General features: G+C 67.4%; 12 protein-coding genes. 9 read left to right on the top strand and 3 right to left on the bottom strand.

Annotation, left to right across the window (positions count from 1 at the left end; genetic code table 11):
* The coding region (locus tag QZW52_RS15475; RefSeq protein WP_294000436.1) for an MFS transporter at window positions 1–1,132 on the top strand (1,132 nt) is incomplete at its 5' end.
* Here the strand turns inward: QZW52_RS15475 and QZW52_RS15480 are convergent.
* Window positions 1,107–1,613: a tautomerase family protein gene (locus QZW52_RS15480; protein WP_294000437.1), complete on the bottom strand. Its 507-nt coding sequence runs from the start codon at window positions 1,611–1,613 to the stop codon at window positions 1,107–1,109. The two genes, QZW52_RS15475 and QZW52_RS15480, sit on opposite strands and share 26 nt — an antisense overlap.
* A 246-nt stretch (window positions 1,614–1,859) precedes the next feature.
* Between QZW52_RS15480 and QZW52_RS15485 the strand changes: the two genes are divergently transcribed.
* Window positions 1,860–2,789, top strand: a complete 930-nt coding sequence (locus QZW52_RS15485; protein WP_294000439.1) for a LysR family transcriptional regulator — start codon at window positions 1,860–1,862, stop codon at window positions 2,787–2,789.
* Here the strand turns inward: QZW52_RS15485 and QZW52_RS15490 are convergent.
* Together QZW52_RS15490 and QZW52_RS19240 are read right to left on the bottom strand one after the other, a co-directional pair.
* A complete protein-coding gene (locus QZW52_RS15490; RefSeq protein ID WP_294000441.1) occupies window positions 2,779–3,348 on the bottom strand; it encodes a hypothetical protein in 570 nt (189 codons plus the stop codon). The two genes, QZW52_RS15485 and QZW52_RS15490, sit on opposite strands and share 11 nt — an antisense overlap.
* Before the next feature lie 58 nt (window positions 3,349–3,406).
* Window positions 3,407–4,156: a VOC family protein gene (locus QZW52_RS19240; RefSeq protein ID WP_363226850.1), complete on the bottom strand. Its 750-nt coding sequence runs from the start codon at window positions 4,154–4,156 to the stop codon at window positions 3,407–3,409.
* Window positions 4,157–4,248: 92 nt separating this feature from the next.
* Here QZW52_RS19240 and QZW52_RS15500 point away from each other — a divergent pair, with 92 nt between their 5' ends.
* The 7 genes from QZW52_RS15500 (at window position 4,249) to QZW52_RS15530 (ending at window position 13,747) form a co-directional block, all read left to right on the top strand.
* Entirely contained in the window at window positions 4,249–6,372 is a 2,124-nt protein-coding gene (locus QZW52_RS15500) for a type I restriction-modification system subunit M (protein ID WP_294000442.1), read from the top strand.
* On the top strand, window positions 6,369–7,442 hold the full coding sequence (locus QZW52_RS15505) for a PDDEXK nuclease domain-containing protein (RefSeq protein WP_294000444.1): 1,074 nt from the start codon (window positions 6,369–6,371) through the stop codon (window positions 7,440–7,442). Before QZW52_RS15500 ends, QZW52_RS15505 begins: the two co-directional genes overlap by 4 nt.
* The gene (locus tag QZW52_RS15510) at window positions 7,439–8,575 is read left to right on the top strand and encodes a restriction endonuclease subunit S (protein WP_294000446.1); all 1,137 of its coding nucleotides are present in this window, start codon (window positions 7,439–7,441) and stop codon (window positions 8,573–8,575) included. Before QZW52_RS15505 ends, QZW52_RS15510 begins: the two co-directional genes overlap by 4 nt.
* A complete protein-coding gene (locus tag QZW52_RS15515; RefSeq protein ID WP_294000448.1) occupies window positions 8,572–10,218 on the top strand; it encodes an ATP-binding protein in 1,647 nt (548 codons plus the stop codon). The genes QZW52_RS15510 and QZW52_RS15515 overlap by 4 nt, the downstream gene beginning before the upstream one ends.
* Window positions 10,219–10,419: 201 nt before the next feature.
* Window positions 10,420–11,697: a type I restriction endonuclease gene (locus tag QZW52_RS15520; RefSeq protein ID WP_294000450.1), complete on the top strand. Its 1,278-nt coding sequence runs from the start codon at window positions 10,420–10,422 to the stop codon at window positions 11,695–11,697.
* Window positions 11,694–13,019, top strand: a complete 1,326-nt coding sequence (locus tag QZW52_RS15525) for an RNA-guided endonuclease InsQ/TnpB family protein (protein WP_294000452.1) — start codon at window positions 11,694–11,696, stop codon at window positions 13,017–13,019. The genes QZW52_RS15520 and QZW52_RS15525 overlap by 4 nt, the downstream gene beginning before the upstream one ends.
* A 50-nt stretch (window positions 13,020–13,069) precedes the next feature.
* On the top strand, window positions 13,070–13,747 hold the full coding sequence (locus QZW52_RS15530) for a type I restriction enzyme endonuclease domain-containing protein (protein ID WP_363226854.1): 678 nt from the start codon (window positions 13,070–13,072) through the stop codon (window positions 13,745–13,747).
* Window positions 13,748–13,932 lie beyond the last annotated feature (185 nt).

The following is a 13,932-nucleotide window of genomic DNA, read 5'->3' on the forward strand; positions in this document are numbered from 1 at the left end:
CCTTGGGCTGTTCGCGGGAGCGATCCCCACGCTGATGCGCCAGACCGGTCTCGACACCGCCGGTCTCGGGCTGGCGCTGACGCTGCACAGCGCGGCCTATGTCGGCGCCATGACGGCGGGCGGGAGACTGCTGCGCCGGGTCGAGGTGCGGCGGCTGATGCGGGGGGTGCTGGTGCTGCACGCGCTGACCTTCGTGGCGCTGTTTGCCGCCGGCTCGCCGCTGGCGCTGACGGCCAGCCTGATCGCGCTCGGCCTGACCGCCGGCACGGTCGATCTGGCCATGAACACCGACGGCACGGCGCTGGAGCGTGAGGCGGGCCGGCCGGTGCTGATCCGCATGCACGCGGCGGCGTCCGGGGCGTTCGCAGTCGGCGCGATCAGCGGTAGCGTGGTGGCGAGCCAGTTCGGAGCGCTGGCGTGTGCGGGGCTGGCGGTGCTGTCGATCGCGCCGGTGGTGTGGGCGCTGACGCGGATTCCGCCGCGGGTGACTGTGGCGCCGGCACCTGTCGATGGCTGTGCAGTAGCGGCGCCGTCGCGGGAACACCTCGGCCTGCCGGTGGTGCTGCTCGGTGTGGTGCTGGGGGTGTGCATCGCCGCCGAGATCACCGCGCAGATGTGGTCCGCGCAGTTCCTCGCTCAGCAAGCGCAGCCGAACCCGGCGCTGGCGGGCGCGGGTGCGGCGCTGTTCGCGGGTTGTCAGGCGATCGTGCGCAGCCTGGGCGACACGCTGCGGCGGCGCTTCGATGACCACCGCGTCATCACCGTGTCGCTGGTGCTGGCCGCACTCGGCTTCACCGCGGTGGCCGTGGCCGATGGCTTCACCGGCAGCGTGCTCGGTTTCGCGCTGGTGGGGGCGGGGACGGCGTGTGTCGTGCCGTGCTGCTTCGCGCTGGTGGCCCGGCAGGCACCGCAGCGGTCGGCCGATGCGCTGGGCGTGGCGTCGCTGGTGGCTGGGGCGCTGCGGCTGCCGACGCCGCTGTGCCTCGGCTTCGTCGCGGCGACGTGGTCGGACTCGGTGGCGTTCGGCGGGATCGCCGGGTTGCTGGCGGCGGGGGTGGGGCTGGTGGTGTGGATGGGTCGGCGGCCTACGCCAGTGGCCGCTGCGGTCAGCGCCCCAGGGCCTTCGCGCTGACCCCCGCGATGCCCCATTGGTCTTGGCCACGTCCTGGCTCCAGACACGGGTGGTTTCCTTCGGGGCGAGACGGGGCGGCTGGACGTGAAGATCGTGCCGCCTGCGTCAACCCACCGTAGCCCCAGTCCCCGGCCGGGATCTCGACGATGCTGACGTAGCTGGCCTCAGCCAGCACACCCGGCACCGCCTGCCGCATCGTGTCCCACGCTGCCGCGATCCAGGTGGTTTTCTCCTCGGCGGTGTTGGTGCCGGCCGTGATGCGGATCTCCAACGCGAAGCTGCGGGGGGCCGCACCTCCCGGATCTTGCAGCGGCTCGCCGCCGATGAACCATGCAGCCGGTGCGCCGTGGATCGCCACGGCGGTCAGCGATCGTTGCTTGTGCAGCAGGCGGGCGGTGTGGTCACCGAGTTCATGGGCGATGACCTGCTGCTGGCCGGGGTCGGTCAGCGCGGGCCAGAGGGTCAGGGTGAGCAGGGGCATGGTGGGTTCCTTGGACAAGAAAAAGGGCACGGGTCCGCCGTTGCACGAACCGCCAAAGTGCCACCACGCAGGCGTCGATCGCCTCGCGGCGCAGGCGAGCGGCCTCCCGGCGGTGGAGCGCGAAATCGATCGGGGGACGGGGCGGTTCGGTGGACATCACGGACTCCGGAACGGGCTGGTGTGGTGTCGCTAGACTAGGGAATCGCCCCCTGATCGGACAGCCGCCACCACGCCCAGCGCCTTTGCATGCCCAGCAAAACCACGCCCCCTGCCCCGCCCGAGACGGCACCTCACCCAGCCGATCTGGCGCTGTTCGTCCGGGCGGTCGAGCTGGGGTCGTTCTCGGCGGTGGCGCGTGAGCGGGACGCGGCGGCCTCGCAGGTGTCGCGGGCGGTGGACCGGCTGGAGGCGGTGCTGCGGGTGAAGCTGCTGCGGCGCTCGACCCACGGGCTGAGCCTGACGCCGGAGGGGCAGGTGCTGCTGCTGCGCGCCCGGCAGGTGCTGGCGACGCTGGGGGATTTGCGCGACGAGCTGTCGGCCGGGCGCGAGCGGGTGCGCGGTGTGGTGCGGCTGGCGGTGAGTCCGGCGATGGCGAGCAGCTTTGTCGTCCCGGCACTGCCCCGGCTGGCCGAGCAGCACCCGGAGCTGCACATCGACCTGCAGGCCGAGGACCGCGTCGTCGATCTGGTCGGCGAAGGCGTCGATGTGGCCCTGCGCGCCAACCACCTGGGCCACGAGGGGCTGGTGGCGCGTCGGATCGGTGGTTACCAGCGCACGGTGTACGCAACGCCCGGTTTCCTGCAGCATCACCCGCCGCCGACCCACCCCGACACCCTGGCCGCGCACCGCACCGTCACGCACCTGAGCGCCGGGCACCTCAACCGCTGGACCTTCCTGATCGACGGCCAGATCCGGCCGATGCCGGTGCGCGGCCACCTGCGTGCCAACAGCACCTGGCTGGCGCTGGAGATGGTGCAGGCCGGGCTGGGGCTGGGCTGGCTCAGCACGCTGCTGGTCGGGCCGGCGGTGGCGCGAGGCGCGCTGGTCGAGGTACTGGCGCCGTTCCGCGACCCGACGTGGTACCCGGTCCACGCGGTGATGCTGCCGGATCGGGACCGGCTGCCGCGGATACGGGCGGTGGTGGCGTTTCTGGCGGAGGTGCTTGTCACTCGATAGATAGCCGATCGATCCACCGCACCCCCGCCGCCACGTCATCCCGCAGCGCCGGCCGATACGGCGGCTTGTCGGTCTGCCCCGGCGGCGCGCTGATCAGGTTCAGGTCGATCGACTGCGGCCGCCCCACCAACCCCGTGTCGGTGCGCTCCAGCTTGTAGTACAGCCCGTTCCACAGCTTCGCGCCGAACTCCTTGGGCAGCTTGAACAGGAACAGCAGGTGGTGCTCCAGCCAGCCCAGGTCGGTGGCCGTCACGGTGCCCGGGTTCGGGTAGGGATACGGCACATGGCAGCTCACCTCGCCGCCGCCTTCGACGCACTTGAACTCCTTCATCGACAGGAAATGGTCGGTGAATTTGGCGTGGTCCATGTGGACGGCGAAGGCGATGCGGCCATCCGGGCGGGGCGTGAAGTCCACGGTGCCGAGGGTGAGGCGCTGCTGGTCGCGGGTGACGGCCACGATGGCCTTGGTGCCTTGCAGCTCCCAGGCGACGGCGGTGTTCGAGGCCAGCGCCGCGGCCAGTGCGGCGGTCAGCAACCAGGGGCGGGGGCGTGCGGGCATGGGGTGTTCTCCTCGGCCGCACACCGTTGCACGACACCCGGCCAGCGTAGCACCTCGCTCAGGCCGCGCCAGGCGCGAACACCCGCAGGCGGTGGCCGTCGGGGTCGGCGGCGGTGAAGGTGAAGCCGAAGTCCATCGCGACGGGCGCTTGCAGGATGGTCAGCCCCTTGGCGGTCCACGCGGCATGGTGCGCATGGACCGCGTCGTTGTCCGCGACCGTGAACGCCAGCTCCGTGCCGCCGACCGGCGTGGCCGCAGGTTCGACCGCGTGCGCCGCCCACAGGCCCGGCATCACGCCCGACGACAGCGCGAACAGTGCGAAGCCTGGCGAGGCATCGACCGGCGGCTTGCCCAGCAGGTCGGTGTAGAACGCGGCGCTGGCGGTCGGGCTGGCGACGTAGAGGATGAAGGTGGGGTCTTGCATGGCAGGCTCCTGGTGGGTGGATGGCCCATCGTAGGCAGCCGCCGTGTCAGCAGTGATGCATTCCCGCTCGCGCCACGCTTTCAGCAGTGCTTGCCGACGCTGTGGATAACGTTCGTCCAGCACGGTCATTGCCGCGATGCGGTCGGTGCGGATCGCCATGCGGATGGCGGCGATCCCGTGGTCCTCGGTCTGCCCGGTGGTGACCGGTTCCGCCGAGCCGATGAGCAGTGTGTTGCTGTCCAGCTCATGCCGCAGCGCAGGCGGCAGCACCGCGGCGATCTTGGCCAGCGCATCACGCGCCGCCGCCCCCAGCCGCTGGTCCCCTCGGTCGATCACCCAGCGCGAGCCCAGCACCAGCGCCTCCACCTCGTCCACCGAGAACATCAGCAGTGGCGGCGCAGGTGTTGCAGCAGGGCGAGCAGGCGTTCGGTGCGGGACATGGCGGGCGATTGTGGCCGCGTCGATAGAATCGATCGATGACCGCCCACGCTTTTGACCGCATCGCCCAGATCGAATCCACCCTGTGGGAAGCCGCCGACCAGCTCCGCGCCAACTCCAAGCTGACGAGCAGCGAATACTGCATGCCGGTGCTGGGCGTGATCTTCCTGCGCCACGCCAGCAACCGCCACGCGGCGGCCTTGCAAGCCATCGAGGCGGATCAGGCGACGGGCAAGATGCCACGGCGGGCGCTGGTGGCGGGTGATTTCAAGAAGCGCCGGGCGCTGATGCTGCCGGAGACCGCGCGCTACGAGTATTTGCTGAACCTGCCGTCGAGAGACTCGCTGGGGTCCGCGCTGATCGAGGCAATGAACGCCATCGAGGCCAGCTTCGAGCCGCTGGCCGGGCAGTTGCCCAAGGACTACGGCGGTTTCGACAGCAAGTTGCTGGAAGACCTGCTGCGCGCCTTCGATTCCGACGCGCTGCGCCAGGCGACGGGGGATGTGTTCGGCCGGATCTACGAATACTTCCTGATGAAGTTCGCGATGCAGGGGGCGCAGGACAACGGCGAGTTTTTCACCCCGCCGTCGCTGGTGCAGACCCTTGTCAACGTCATCGAACCGGACCATGGGGTGGTGGCCGATCTGGCGTGCGGGTCGGGCGGGATGTTCGTGCAGTCGAGCCATTTCATCGAGAAAGAAGGCTTGGACACGGCCGGGCGCGTCACCTTCTACGGGCAGGAAAAGACGGCGGCGACGATCCGGCTGGCCAAGATGAACCTGGCCGTGCATGGGCTGGAGGGGCACATCGTGGAGGCGAACACCTTCTACGAAGACCGGCACGCCGCGCTGTGGGGGAACTGCGATTTCCTGATGGCCAATCCACCGTTCAACGTGGACATGGTCGATGCGGAGCGGATCAAGACCGATCGGCGGCTGACCTTCGGGCTGCCGGGGGTGAACAAGGACAAGCAGGTCTCGAACGGCAATTACCTGTGGATCTCGTATTTCCACAGCTACCTGTCGAAGACGGGCCGCGCCGGGTTCGTGATGTCGTCGCAGGCCAGCAGTGCGGGGCATGGCGAGAAGGAGGTGCGGCGCAAGCTGGTGGAGACGGGCGACGTGGACGTGATGGTCGCCATCCGCTCGAACTTCTTCTACACGCGCACGGTGCCGTGCGAGCTGTGGCACTTCGACCGGGCCAAGCCGGCGGCGCGGCGGGACCGGGTGCTGATGCTGGATGCGCGGCAGGTCTACCGCAAGGTCACGCGCAAGATTTATGACTTCTCGCCGGAGCAGCAGGCGAACCTGAGCGCGATCGTCTGGCTGTACCGGGAGCGGTCGGATCGCTTCCTGGGGCTGGTGAAGGGCTACGTGGCGCGGCTGGCCGAGGAGGCGGGCGCGATCGGGCCGGCGCTGGTGGCGTTCGAGGCGGGGCTGGCGGCCGGGCGGTTGCCGCTGGACGGGTTGATCAAGAGCCTGGCCGAGCTGGACCTCGTGCCCGAGGCGCGCCGGCCGTTGACCGAGGCGCTGCAGGAATGGGCGGCGGCGGCCACGGCGTATGAAGCGGATCGGGCGGCGCTGGTGAAGGGCTTGGCGGCGTTCTGTGCGCCGCTGGCGGTCGAGGGTGGTTTGCCGCAGACCAATGCGGCGCAGCACCAGACCCGCGAGGCGTTTCACCCGCTGGCGGACGCGGCGCGGGGGCTGGTCAAGCAGATCGACCTGCTGGGCAAGCTCGCGTCGCGGGCGGGGCCACTGGCGCAGGCGCTGACGGCCGAGTCCCCGGCGGCCGACTACTTCGACCGGCGCGGCACGACCCGGCTGGTCAAGGCGATCGACGAGCAGCGCGCGCAGGCGGTCGAGCAGCTCAAGGCCGCCGCCTACGTGCATCGCCAGATCGTGTGGCTGCACGAGCGGTTCCCCGAGGCGGTGATGCGCGATGTGCCGGGGCTGTGCAAGGTGGTCACCCGCACCGAGATCAAGGAGGCCGACTGGAGCCTCACGCCCGGCCGCTTCGTCGGCGTCGCCCCGGCCGAGGTGGACGAGGACTTCGATTTCGAGCAGACCTTGCGTGACCTGCACGTCGAGCTGGCGGACCTGAACCGCGAGGCGGTGGGGCTGGCGGCGAGGATTCAGGCGAACTTCGAGGGGCTGGGCGTATGAGCGGCGATCTTCAGCCCACTTCGGCGCCTGACGTGGCGACATTGCTGGCCGATCTGCGGGCGCTGATCGACGAGGGGCGACAGCAGGTTGCCGTGGCCGTCAATGTCGGGCTGACGCTGCTGTACTGGCGGGTCGGGCAACGCATCAGAACGGATCTTCTGCAGGACGAAGACCGTGCTGCGTATGGCGAGCGAATTGTCGCGACACTGTCGCGCCAATTGACGCAGGTCTATGGCAAAGGCTTCACCAGGTCCGCACTCAATCGCATGGTGCAATTTGCCGAGGCGTTTCCCGAGTCACAGATTGTCGCGACGCTGTCGCAACAATTGAGCTGGTCGCATTTCGTGCTGCTGCTGCCGCTGACCAAGCCGCTGCAGCGCGACTTCTACGCCGAGATGTGCCGCCTCGAACGCTGGAGCGTGCGCACGCTCGGCGCCCGGATCGACAGCATGCTCTACGAGCGCACGGCCTTGTCCAAGCAGCCGGACGCGCTGATCCAGCACGAGCTTCAGACCCTGCGCGAGACCGACCGGGTGAGTCCGGCGCTGGTGTTCCGCGATCCTTACTTCCTCGACTTCCTGGGGCTGAACGACCGCTATGTGGAGCGTGATGTCGAGGACGCGATCATGCGCGAGCTGGAGCAATTCCTGCTCGAACTCGGCGGGGGCTTCAGCTTCATCGCACGGCAGAAGCGCATCCCGGTGGGGGGTGATGACTACTTTCTCGACCTGCTGTTCTTCCACCGGGGGCTGCGTCGGCTGATCGCGATCGAACTCAAGCTCGGGGATTTCAAGCCGGCCGACAAGGGACAGATGGAGCTGTACCTGCGCTGGCTGGACAAATACGAACGCCAGCCGGGCGAGGACGCGCCGCTCGGGCTGATCCTGTGCGCGGGGCAGAACCGGGAGGCGGTCGAGCTGCTGGAGCTTGAGCGCAGCGGTATCCATGTCGCCGAATACCTCACCGCCCTGCCGGCGCGGGAAGTGCTGGAGCGCAAGCTGCACGAGGCGGTGCTGTCGGCGCGGGCGCGGCTGGGGTTGCACCAGGATAATGGGGAATCTGCCGTATGAATTGGCCGACGAAGCAAGTTTCGCAGCTTTGTCTGCTTGCGGTTGATTGCGTCAATAAAACAGCGCCAAGAGTTGAATACGAAACGCCATACAAGATGATTCGAACAACCAACGTCAAAGGTGGGTTTATCTATCTTGATGATGTTGGGTACGTGACAGAAGATGTCTTCGAGAAATGGACTCGTCGCTCGAAGCCGAAATTTGGTGATGTGATTCTTACCCGTGAGGCTCCGGTTGGCGAGGTGGGTAGATTTACATCAACTGATGAGTCTATTTTTTTGGGGCAGCGGCTTTTTCACTACAGGCCAAATCCGGACTTGCTTGATTGGAATTTTCTTGCTTATGCCTTGCAAAGCCATGAGGTTCAAGGGCGATTACGTGCGATGGGGTTTGGTGCAACTGTTGAGCACATCAAAGTAGGTGATGCAGAGAATTTATTGATCCCGTGTCCTCCCGTTGATATTCAGAGGAAAATCGGCGAGATACTTGCAAATTACGACGACCTCATAGAAAACAACCGCCGCCGCATGACCCTGCTGGAGCAATCGGCACGGCTGCTCTACGAAGAATGGTTCGTGCGCCTGCGGTTTCCGGGGCATGAGCACACGCGGATCGTAGATGGTGTGCCGGAGGGATGGGAGCGAAAAAAACTAGGCCAGTGCATCACGTTGAAATATGGCAAAGCCTTGAAGGCTGAAGATCGCGTCGCGGGCGACTATCCAGTTTATGGGTCAAGTGGAATCGTGGGCAGCCATGACAAGCCTTTGGTTAAAGGCCCAGCCATCATTTTGGGCCGCAAAGGAAACGTGGGGAGTGTTTATTGGTCGAGCAAAAGCTTTTACCCAATCGACACAGTTTATTTTGTGGAAGCCGAGAGCAGCAGTATTTATCTTTACTACGCGCTCAAGAACATGCACTTCATCAGCACGGATGTTGCGGTTCCTGGCCTCAACCGCGATTTTGCATACAGCCGAATGCTGCTGCAGCCAACGACGGCTATTCATCGGGCATTTCTTGAAGCTGTTGCCCCGGTTCATGCCCAGTTGGAAACGCTCGATGAACTGAACCAGAAACTCCGCGCTACCCGCGATCTGCTGCTGCCGCGCCTGATGAGCGGAGAACTGGTCGCATGACCCGCGAAGATCAGCACACCGACCTGAAATCGCTGCGCACCGTCACCGGCAAGACCGCCGACTGGGACGCGCTGGCGAAGGACGCCGTGGCGTTTGCGAATGGCGCGGGCGGGCGGTTGCTGATCGGGATCGAGGATGGCGAGGCGCTGCCGCCACCGGGCCAGAAGGTGCCGTCCCCACTGCCCGAGCGGCTGCGCAAGCGCCTGGGCGAGCTGACCGTCAACGTGCAGGCGCGGCCCGCCGTGCGCCGCGCCGACAACGGCGGCGAGTTCATCGAGCTGACCATCGACCGCGCCCACAGCGTCGCCTCGACCTGCGACGGGCGCTATTTCCTGCGCATCAGCGACACCTGCCAGCCCGTCCTCGGCGACGACGTGCTGCGGCTCGCCAACGAGCGCCCTGGCCGGCCGTGGGAGACGATGGACAGCGGCGTCCCCCGCAGCGCCGCCGACCCGGCCCAGCGCGCCCGCTTCGTCGATGGCATCCGCACCGCCGACCGCGTGAAGCCCTCCGTCAAGGAAAAGAGCGCCGACGAACTGCTGACCCACTACGCGCTGGCCCAAGGTCCGACGCTGACCCGCCTGGGTGTCCTGCTGCTCGGCACCACTGCCGACCGCCGCGCCCTGGGCACCGCCCCGCAGATCCAGGCCATCAAGTACGACGAACGGGCCGAGAAGATCAACAAGTGGGTCTGGGACGACCACGCCCTGTCGCCGGTCGAACTGGTTGATGCCGTCTGGCGCGAGATCCCCGATTTCCGCGAAAGTTACGAGGTCGCGGAAGGGCTGTACCGCCGCAGCGTGCCGGCCTACGACGAGAAGGTGGTGCGCGAGCTGCTGGTCAATGCGCTGGTCCACCGCCCCTACACCCAGCAGGGCGACATCTACCTCAACCTGCACCCCGACCGGCTGGAGGTGGTCAACCCGGGCCGCCTGCCGCTCGGCGTGACCCCCCGCAACATCCTCCACGCCAGCCGCCGCCGCAACGAGGCGCTGGCCCGGGTCTTCCACGACCTCGGCCTGATGGAGCGCGAGGGCAGCGGCTTCGACCTGATCTACGACCGCCTGCTGTCCCAGGGCCGCCCCGCGCCGCTGCCCGAAGAGGGCGCCGACTGGGTGCGCATCACCATCCAGCGCCGCATCGCCAAGCCCGAGGTCATGCGGCTGCTGACCGAGGCCGACGCCCGCTTCCAGTTGACGCAGCGCGAGCGCATCGCGCTGGGCGTGCTGGCGCAGACCGAAGGCATGACGGCGCGCAGCCTGCGCACCCTGCTGGACACGCAGGACGGCGGTGCGGACGACCTCACCCTCTGGCTCGGCCGCCTGCAGACGCTGGCGCTGGTCCGCACCACCGGGCGCACGCAGGGCACGCGCTACTTCGTCGATCCGGCGCTGTTGCACGGCGCGGCGTTGACCGTGCCGACGACGCTGACGCGCATCGAGCCGCACCGGCTGATGGCCCTTGTCCGCGAGGATCTGCGCCGCTATCCCGGCGCCAGGATCGGCGAGATCGGTGTCCGCATCGGCCCTGAGGTTCCGCGTTCGCAGCTCAAGCGCGTCTTGGCCGAGCTGGTGCGCACGGCTGCCGTGGTGATGGACGGTGTGCGCAGCACGGCGCGCTATCGGCTCCAAGACACTGAATGACGCGCGAACCGCTTGGCTCAAAACCAGTTGAATCGGGAACTCATGGACATTAGAAGCCGGTCATGACACCGGCTGAGATGCACGCAAGGTCTTGTATTTCCTGAGCTTTGTGACGGATTGCACGCGCTGGAATCGAGAAGATCGAGCCAAATCCGAGCCAAGAAACGAACCAAGAACACACGATTCAACAGGCGGGGAGCCATGGCCTACACCGACATCAACAGCGAGGACCGCCTCGTCCAGCAGACCTTCGCGGCGCACTTGGAAACCGCGCTCGGCTGGGACAGCGTCTACGCCTGGAACACCGAAACCTTCGGCCCGGACGGCACGCTGGGCCGCAGCGACGAGCGCGAGGTGGTGCTGGTGCGTGACCTGCGCGCCGCCCTCGTCCGGCTCAACCCCGGCCTGCCCGCCGCCGCGATCGAGTCGGCCGTCACCCAGCTCAAGCACCACGACCACACCCGCTCGCTGGTGCAGCACAACCAGCTCTTTCACCGCTTGATGCGCGACGGCGTGCCCGTCAGCTACCGCGACGAACAAGGCCACCAGCGCCAGGCCCAGGCCACCGTGATCGACTTCCGCCAGCCTGCCAACAACCGCTTCCTGGCCGTGCGCGAACTCAAGATCACCGGCCTGCGTGCGCCGAACTACCACCGCCGCGCCGACCTCGTGTGCTTTGTCAACGGCCTGCCCCTGGTGTTCATCGAGCTGAAGGCGGTCTACAAGAACATCCGCACCGCCTTCGACGGCAACCTGCGCGACTACCTCGACGAGAACGTCATCGCCCATGCGTTCCACCACAACGCCTTCCTGGTCGTCAGCAACGGCGACAACGCCCGCTACGGCTCGATCACCAGCACCTGGGAGCACTTCGGCGAGTGGAAACGCCTGCGCGAGGACGAGCCGGGCAGCGTCGCGGCCGAGGTGCTGCTCGACGGGATGCTCGACAAGGCGCGCTTGCTTGACCTCGTCGAGAACTTCATCCTCTTCGACGCCAGCCGGGCCGGGGCAGTGCGCAAGGTGGTGGCGCGCAACCACCAACTGCTGGGCGTCAACGAGGCCGTGGACGCCGTCGTGCGGCAGGAGGCCCTCAAGCGCCAGTTCCCGAAGGAAGAGCGGCTGAAATACCGCGTGATCGAGCTGCCTGCGCCCACCGCACGGCGCCGGAAAGCCGCGAACGATGACCAGGCCGCATCCGCCCTGATCGCCGCCGAGCCGACCGCTCCCTACGCCGACTCCACCCCCACCGCCGCCGCGCCAACCCTCCCGCTGATCGAACGCGCCCACCCGGACCTCGGCCGCCTCGGCGTCGTCTGGCACACCCAGGGCAGCGGCAAGTCGTACTCGATGGCCTTTTTCGCCGAGAAGGTGCGCCGCACGGTGCCGGGCAATTTCACCAGAAAGCGCGAGAAGCCCCGGCCTTCAGGACGGGGAGGTAGAGCGCAGGATCGCGCAGCGAGCCAATGGCTTGAGAATTGATTTTTCTGTGGCATTTTTTACTGTTTTTATGTACAGTTTCAGTCATGTCAATTCGAGCCTACCGCTTCCAGTTGCGCCTGAAGCCCGGCACCGCGCACACCCTGCGCCGGTTCGCTGGCGCGTGCCGCTGGGTGTGGAACCGGGCCATTGGTGAACAACAGCGGTTGAGGGCGGCGGGCGAGCCGTTCTCGGGCTATGCGGCGATGTGCCGCTGGCTGACGGTGTGGCGCAATGACCCGGACACCGCTTGGCTGTCTGATGCACCAGTGCAGCCGCAGCAGCAAACCTTGAAGCGGCTGGAAGCGAGCTACCGGCGCTTCTTCGAGGGCCAGGGCGGCTATCCCCGGTTTCGCGGACGCGGGCAAGACGCCGGACTGCGCTGGCCCAAGGCATCGGACTGCAAGCTCGACGCGGAGAACCAGCGCATCAAGCCGCCGAAGCTGGGGTGGGTTCGGATGCGCCAGTCGCAGCCGGTCGAGGGGGAGATTCGCAACTGGACGCTGACGCAGGAGCGGGGCCGCTGGTTCGTGTCGATCCAGGTGGCGCAGCCGGACGTGATCCCGGCGGCCGGGCTGGTGCCGACGCTGGGGATCGACTTCGGGGTGGCGCTGTTCGCGGTGACGACGGACGGTGAGTGCGTGGCGCCGTTGAACGCACTCAAGCGGCAGCAGAAGTACCTCAAGCGGGTCCAGCGCAGTGTCTCGCGCAAGGTGAAGGGATCGAAGAACCGGCGCAAGGCGATCGACCGGCTGGGCAGGGTGCATGCCCGGATCGCGGCACAGCGCAACGACTGGCTGCACAAGCTGACGACGCGGTGGGCCGACGCGCACCCGGTGATCGCGATTGAAGACCTGAAGGTGGCGGCGATGAGTGCCAGCGCCAAAGGCACGGCCAGCACCCCAGGGCAACGAGTCCGGCAGAAGGCGGGGCTGAATCGATCCATCCTGGATCAGGCATGGGGCGAAGCGCGGCGGCAGCTCGAATACAAGACAGCTGCCCGAGGCGGAGCGGTGGTGGCGGTGAACCCGGCGTACACGAGCCAGCGGTGCAGCGCCTGCGGCCACACAGCCAAAGAGAATCGCCCGACGCAAGCGAACTTCGAGTGCGAAGCGTGCGGGCACGCAGAGAACGCGGACCTGAACGCCGCGAAGAACATACGGGCCGCGGGACACGCGGTCTGGGTTGAAAGACCCGCAGCCTGTGGAGCGGAGGTCAGACGCGCCAGACCCGTGAGGGGACGACGTGCAGCCGCGATGAAGCAGGAACCCGCCGAAGGCTCGGCCGCGCAAGCGGTCGCGTCAGCCGGAATCCCCGTCCTTTAGGGCGGGGAGGATGTCAAAAGAAGCTCGCCGAGCGCCGCGACACGGCCGATGTGACCGGGTTGCTCAAGGCGCTGCACCGCATCGTCAACCAGGCCATCGAGACCCAGGGGACGGGGGACGACCAGGCGGCAGGGCTGACCATCGACCTGACCCAGATCGACATGGCCAAGCTGCGCGACGAGTTCGCCGGCAAGGTCCGGCGCAAGGCCACCGCCCTGCAGGACATCCGCGAGGTCGTGGAGCAGCGGCTGGCGCAGATGCTGGCCTGCAACCCGCTGCGCATGAACTACGAAAAGAAGTACCAGGAAGTCATCGCGGCCTACAACCAGGACAAGGACCGCGCCACCGTGGAGGACACCTTCGCCCGGCTGCTCGACCTAGCCGGCCAGCTTGATGTGGAGCAGTCCCGGGCAGTTCGGGAAGGACTCAGCGAGGAACAGCTCGCCCTGTTCGACCTGCTGCAGCGCGATGACCTGTCCCAGGCGGCACGCGAGCGGGTCAAGCAGGCCAGCCAGTCACTGCTGGCGGGGGTGCTGGCGGTGGTGGCGCCGCTGGACCGCTGGACCGAGAAGGAGCAGACCCAGGCGGAGGTCGAGACCTGGATCCTCGATCAGGTGCATCGAGAACTGCCGGAGCCGCCCTATACCGCCCAGGACAAACAGCTTGCCGCAGCGCGGGTCTATCGGCATGTCTGGCAGCAAGGTGTACACGAAGCCCGGGTGAGCTGATGGAGGGGATCAGTCCGCCGTGGCGATCAGGTCCGCCAGCGCCTGCGCGACTTCCTCGGCCGCCACGCCGTCGCCCAAGGCCGCTGGTGCCTCGGCCAGTGCCGCCGCGCCCTCGGTCTTCAGCCGCTTGACCCATGCGCCCGCATCCCGCCCACCCGCAAACGCCACGCTCTGCAGCAGCACCC

The organism is Sphaerotilus sp., assembly GCF_013299175.1.
Lineage (GTDB): Bacteria > Pseudomonadota > Gammaproteobacteria > Burkholderiales > Burkholderiaceae_C > Sphaerotilus.

Coding starts and splice junctions, on each gene's coding strand:
- QZW52_RS15480 (WP_294000437.1), bottom strand. CDS start 1,613: ATGCCCCTGCTCACCCTGACCCTCTGGCCCGCGCTGACCGACCCCGGC.
- QZW52_RS15485 (WP_294000439.1), top strand. CDS start 1,860: ATGCCCAGCAAAACCACGCCCCCTGCCCCGCCCGAGACGGCACCTCAC.
- QZW52_RS15490 (WP_294000441.1), bottom strand. CDS start 3,348: ATGCCCGCACGCCCCCGCCCCTGGTTGCTGACCGCCGCACTGGCCGCG.
- QZW52_RS19240 (WP_363226850.1), bottom strand. CDS start 4,156: ATGTTCTCGGTGGACGAGGTGGAGGCGCTGGTGCTGGGCTCGCGCTGG.
- QZW52_RS15500 (WP_294000442.1), top strand. CDS start 4,249: ATGACCGCCCACGCTTTTGACCGCATCGCCCAGATCGAATCCACCCTG.
- QZW52_RS15505 (WP_294000444.1), top strand. CDS start 6,369: ATGAGCGGCGATCTTCAGCCCACTTCGGCGCCTGACGTGGCGACATTG.
- QZW52_RS15510 (WP_294000446.1), top strand. CDS start 7,439: ATGAATTGGCCGACGAAGCAAGTTTCGCAGCTTTGTCTGCTTGCGGTT.
- QZW52_RS15515 (WP_294000448.1), top strand. CDS start 8,572: ATGACCCGCGAAGATCAGCACACCGACCTGAAATCGCTGCGCACCGTC.
- QZW52_RS15520 (WP_294000450.1), top strand. CDS start 10,420: ATGGCCTACACCGACATCAACAGCGAGGACCGCCTCGTCCAGCAGACC.